This window comes from Bacteroidia bacterium, assembly GCA_025056095.1.
Taxonomy (GTDB): Bacteria; Bacteroidota; Bacteroidia; order JANWVE01; family JANWVE01; genus JANWVE01.
Map to the genome: position 1 here is coordinate 1 of JANWVW010000239.1, position 4,230 is coordinate 4,230.

Genomic DNA, 4,230 nt, shown 5'->3' on the forward strand with positions numbered 1-4,230 from the left:
TGTCCCAAATAAACCGCCCACTACACCTTCCCTACTCAACCTCAACTAACCTAATCACCACTTACTTTACTTAACCTGACTGAGCCCCTTTCGTTGTTTTGGGACTGCAAAGATATAACAACACAACAAACCCTGTCAAGAGAAATTTTACGAAAAAAGTGTAACTAACTCACAAACAGCAAGAAAAAATTATCAAATGTTAAAAAGACTATTATGCCCAAAGTACTGGAATCAAGCAAAAACTCTCCTCTTTGAAGAGGAGAGTTATTAAAATGGGATATGTGAAAGGTTAATCTTCTATAAGAAGGAGATTCTTGTCTACTTTTCTATTGCGGAGTTTTTCCTTGTGCCTTTTTACAATTTGCTCTAATGCATGGTAGACTTCGTCTAACGCTTTTTCAAAAGTTTTTGAACGAGCTTTAACTGTTTCTACTTTTTGACTCATATCTATTTTAACTTCTACGATTTTGTTACCTGCATCGGGGTCTTTGTCTAAACGAAGATACACTTCTGCCCCGATGATATGATTAAAAAACTGGTCTAGTTTATTTAGACGCTCTTGGATTAAAGCAAGTAGCTTTTTATCAGCGTCAAAGTGAATGGAATGAATGGTGATTTTCATAACACAAAGGAAATTAAAATTCAGTAGTAAATATACGCTGTTTTTAAGAAAAAGTCAAAGTAAAATAAAAAAATCTTAAAAAGTTGCTCTAAAAAGCAAAGTATTTACCAGCAGAAGTAAAAAGACAAACATTTTTTTCTATCGTGTTACCAAAGGATTGTAATAGTTATTTTGTTTTTATGGAGAAAAAAGATGAAACATTAAAGGTGTCCTAAAATATTCGCAGTAATCAATCATAGAAATAAAATTTTTTGTGTTACACAAAAGATGTATGCAAAGTTTTTAATCTTTTGAGCGTGTCCTTATGGGCATGATCGCATCGAAACGCCTATGAGGGCGACGTTCTGCGGGCTACGCTCACGCTTCGGTGCTGTGCTTCTCTCTGCACTGTACTGGCGCATGCCCTTCGCACGCCTCACGCTTTTTAACTTCTACATCCTTCAAAAAACTTGAAAATACCTTACAAAAACTGTTCCCCTCAAAAAATCTGATATCAAAAAACTGTTTTCTTTATGCCCTGCGGGCAGAATTTGACTACTTTTTTCATTAGTGTCCTTCAAAACTCATTTCACCTAATTCCGTTATTAAATATCTTACCAATTTTTTACCATAACTAACTCAAAATCAATAACTTTAGCTTCACTATGCACCTCTTTCAGAACAATTCTAGGCTGATGTTAAATTTTTTTGAAAAAAGTATTGCTTAGTTCACAAAAGTTGCATACTTTTATGCTCAAAGATGAGAGTGCTATTGATTGCAAATGTGCAAATAAATCCTCAACAGTTACCTGGAAGGTGGGTAGAAGGTTGGGCTTTAGACCTTCATACTCTTTATAGTATCCCAATAGACCCCTTATCAAACCTTTGGGATACTAAAAGGCCACCCATTGCTGAAAAGTTATACTTGCTAAAATATAGAAATGAAATTTCTCACGCAAGAGAAATTGCAGCAGTGGCTTCAAGTTTTCTGAAAAGAAAAAATTGGAAAATAGATGTGATTATACCCATACCCCCATCTAATACTAATAGGACTTTTCAACCCGTTTATGAGATTGCAAAACATATCGGGCAATACTTGAATATTTTTGTGGATACCAATGTTTTAAGGAAAGTAAAATCAACTTCTGAATTAAAAGATATAATTGAACCAGAAAAAAGGCGAGAAATATTAAAAGATGCATTCAGTATTGACACTAATGCACTCCTAGGAAAAAACGTTCTTATTTTTGATGATCTTTATCGTTCAGGTGAAACTTTAAGTGCAGCTTTTGATGCTATCAGTAGTAGGGCAAAAGCAAATAAAATTTATGTTTTGACAATCACAAAAACTCGTTCAAAAAGATGAGAAACAAAGAATATTCGTGGTATATACTCCTAAATGTACCTAGTTTTGGTAAAGAGAGCAGATGTTGCATATTTAAAAAACTGTTAGCAAATAAGATATCGACAAACGATTGGTTTGATATGAGAGTAGATGAATTATCTAAACTTTTTCCAAAAATTAGACAAGCTAAATTTTCAGAAGCCAATGAAAAACAAAATTTATCAAGGATTTAAATTCCAGGAAACTATTGTTATACGATTGAATGACGATAGATATCCAAAGTTTGTTTTGGAAAATATGGGCAATAGTGCACCGCCCGTTCTATATTGCAAGGGATGCTTACCACTATTAAATCAGAAAGGTGTATCCATAGTTGGTTCAAGAGATGTAGGTGAATTTGAAATTGAGATTACAAAAACTATTGCCCGAAAATTATCTGAAAACGGCATCAATGTTATTTCTGGATATGCAAAAGGCATTGACACGGCTGCTCACTTAGGCGCTCTTGAAGCTCAAGGTACTACTACGATGGTTTTAAGTTTTGGAGTAAATCATCTTACGATTAAAAGAGAGATAAAAAAGTTTAATTGGGAAGAGAACGCGTTATTTGTATCACAATTTGCACCTAACGAGATATTCTCTGGAAAAAATGCAATGACAAGAAACAAACTGGTATGTGCAATGTCTAAGGCGGTAGTAGTTATTAAGTCGGGACCTGAAAAAGATCCTACAACAGGAAAAATGAGCGGTACATTTAATGCAGGGAAATCTGCATTAGAGATGGGAATACCACTTTTTGTACTTAGTCCAAAGAAATTTGATACTACACCCCTAGGAAACAAAGAGTTAATTAAAAAAGGCGGGATTGAATTTTCAGATGAAACGGAGATTTTGAAATTTTTAGAAGATAAACCAATAAAAACCCAGCAGAGGACTCTCTTTGATGTGTAATATGTGTAACATGAAAAACAGAGATATAACAACTCAAATAAGGTCTAATTTGGATTCTAATCTGTTTAATAAAAACGCCGACTTTTTGCTAAAATCTAAGCTCTATTCTATGCTTTTTTATTCTGAAATTGTACCACTCTAAAAAGAGAATTTCTTTTTTTTGGGCGTGCCCCTTGCTGCGCAAGGGTCGGGGCATTCCGCACTACGCGTGCGCTGCGGTGCTACGCTCACGCTTCGCACTGCCTGACGGCATGCTCCATGCCCCTCACGCGGTTTTACCATAGATTTTGAGGTTTTACTTTGTTTTTAAGCATCGTTTTGCTTTACCTTGTTTGATAGTTATCTTCAGTTATTTACAAGGTTAAACTGGGCATAAGGGGATTTAATTTAATGGCAAAGTTATCTGCGTGAGGCATGCGAAGGGCAAGCCGTCAGGCTTGGTGCGAAGCCCCTCGCCCGCACTTTTACCCTTGCCCAGGGGTGGGCGGGTGGGGCGCAGCACCGAAGCGAAGCGCAGCCCGTAGCACGCCGACCTTGCCCGCATGAGCGCAGCGAAACGCGGGCAAGGGCACGCCCAAAAATAAACTTAACATCAGAAAAACTACCCATTAAACTCAAAATAAACTAAAAAATAACACGTCCGTATTGGTACCGATTTTCTTTTTTATTCATATTCTATAACTTTGCATCACCATGAAAAGTTTTTTTATATTAGTAGTAAGTGTTGTTATCCTTTTCAATTATGGAATTGCACAAAAAGAAAAAAACTCTATTCCTCTAAAGAAGCTGCAAGGAACATATCAAGGTTTTACTTCTCAGGATATAGGAAACAGTGAAGTATTCTATAAAACCATATTCAAAATCAAAATCAACAAAGATAATAGTGTAAAAGGAAAAAGTATTTTCTACGACAATCAGGATAGTACCCAAGTACTGGTCGTATATAACTTTGAGGGCAATTATCAAAATTCTAACCAAACACTCAAACTCAAAGAATATGAAGTAGTTCAAAAAAGTAAAGATTGGGTATTTTGTTTCAAAGAAATGCCTATGGCTTATGTAAAAGAAAATAACAGAATAGAATTACGAGGTACATGGACTGCAAAAAATTGTCCAAATACAGGAGGTAAAATTAGGATTATTAAACAGAGATGACAAACTATCAATATGAGTGACATTTTTTAAGTTCTTAATAGTAGATACAAAAAAAACTGTACTTTTGTACAGTATGAAAAAATAAATGTCTTTTCATTGTTGAAAGACACAGTAAATAAGGCAAACATACGGATTTTTCTGACATTGATAGAAGGTTTTTTAAGAAATAAAGGAAAAA

At 35.1% G+C, this 4,230-nt stretch carries 6 protein-coding genes; 3 read left to right on the forward strand and 3 right to left on the reverse strand.

Translation table 11 applies throughout. From position 1 onward, the window contains the following. Positions 1-289: 289 nt before the first annotated feature. Positions 290-622, reverse strand: coding sequence for an HPF/RaiA family ribosome-associated protein (locus NZ519_12680; protein MCS7029609.1), 333 nt, complete (start codon positions 620-622; stop codon positions 290-292). 739 nt (positions 623-1,361) lie between these two features. On the opposite strand from NZ519_12680, the gene NZ519_12685 reads away from it, so the two are divergent. Both NZ519_12685 and NZ519_12690 read left to right on the forward strand, forming a co-directional pair. Further along, positions 1,362-1,967 (forward strand): ComF family protein, encoded by a 606-nt coding sequence (locus NZ519_12685; GenBank protein MCS7029610.1) that lies wholly within the window; start codon positions 1,362-1,364, stop codon positions 1,965-1,967. A 183-nt stretch (positions 1,968-2,150) separates the two neighbouring features. Next, positions 2,151-2,897, forward strand: coding sequence for a DNA-protecting protein DprA (locus tag NZ519_12690; GenBank protein MCS7029611.1), 747 nt, complete (start codon positions 2,151-2,153; stop codon positions 2,895-2,897). Between the two features lie 138 nt (positions 2,898-3,035). Here NZ519_12690 and NZ519_12695 read toward each other — a convergent pair whose 3' ends face one another. After that, positions 3,036-3,179 (reverse strand): hypothetical protein, encoded by a 144-nt coding sequence (locus NZ519_12695; GenBank protein MCS7029612.1) that lies wholly within the window; start codon positions 3,177-3,179, stop codon positions 3,036-3,038. 117 nt (positions 3,180-3,296) lie between these two features. Further along, a complete protein-coding gene (locus NZ519_12700; protein ID MCS7029613.1) occupies positions 3,297-3,506 on the reverse strand; it encodes a hypothetical protein in 210 nt (69 codons plus the stop codon). An 84-nt stretch (positions 3,507-3,590) separates the two neighbouring features. Here NZ519_12700 and NZ519_12705 point away from each other — a divergent pair, with 84 nt between their 5' ends. Continuing rightward, positions 3,591-4,052 (forward strand): hypothetical protein, encoded by a 462-nt coding sequence (locus tag NZ519_12705; GenBank protein ID MCS7029614.1) that lies wholly within the window; start codon positions 3,591-3,593, stop codon positions 4,050-4,052. Positions 4,053-4,230: the final 178 nt, after the last annotated feature.